Genomic DNA, 847 nt, shown 5'->3' on the forward strand with positions numbered 1-847 from the left:
GGACCGGACGGTCGCCGTCGTACTCGATCGTGACCTGCGTCTTGCCGTCCGGACGCAGGTACGGCAGCACTCCGGTCTTGCGGACCTCGGTGAGGCGACGCGACAGGCGGTGCGCGAGCGCGATCGGCAGCGGCATCAGTTCCGGGGTGTCGGTGCAGGCGTACCCGAACATCAGGCCCTGGTCACCGGCGCCCTGCCGGTCGATCTCGTCGTCGGTGGCGCCGCCGACCCGCGCCTCGTGCGAGTGATCGACACCCTGCGCGATCTCCGGCGACTGCGCACCGATCGCGATGTTGACGCCGCACGAGTTGCCGTCGAAGCCCTTCGCCGACGAGTCGTAACCGATCTCGAGCACCTTGTCCCGCACGATCTTCGGGATGTCGACGTACGCCGACGTGGTCACCTCACCGGCGACGTGGACCTGCCCGGTCGTGACCAGGGTCTCGACCGCGACGCGGCTACGAGCATTGCTCGAGAATGGAGTCACTGATCGCATCACAGATCTTGTCCGGATGCCCTTCGGTCACGGACTCACTGGTGAATAGCCGCTTGCCGGACGTGCTCACAGATCTCCCTCTCGACGTTCTGTCCAGGGTCCGTGTCCCTCGAATCCGACGACGCGAATTCGGTTGGCCCCGATACGACACCTGAGCTGATTTTCGTTTCTACTTCTATTCAATACCGCGCTCGACCCTAGTGCCAGAAAGCGGGTCCGGGCGGCGATCGCCGACAGAGTGTGTCACTCGGGGGCGAACAGGTCCGCGAGTGCATCGAGCACCCGACTCGCCATTCGAGACTTGGAACCCGGCTCGATCGCGGACTCGGATCCGTCGGCGCCGAGCAGCCA

At 65.3% G+C, this 847-nt stretch carries 1 pseudogene; it reads right to left on the minus strand.

The annotated features are described in order from the left end of the window. Positions 1-566 (minus strand): annotated as a pseudogene (locus IJ15_RS25125) (S-adenosylmethionine synthetase N-terminal domain-containing protein); the annotation flags it as partial. Positions 567-847: the final 281 nt, after the last annotated feature.

Origin of the sequence: Prescottella defluvii (genome assembly GCF_000738775.1) — a bacterium.
In the GTDB taxonomy this organism is placed as follows: Bacteria; Actinomycetota; Actinomycetes; order Mycobacteriales; family Mycobacteriaceae; genus Prescottella; species Prescottella defluvii.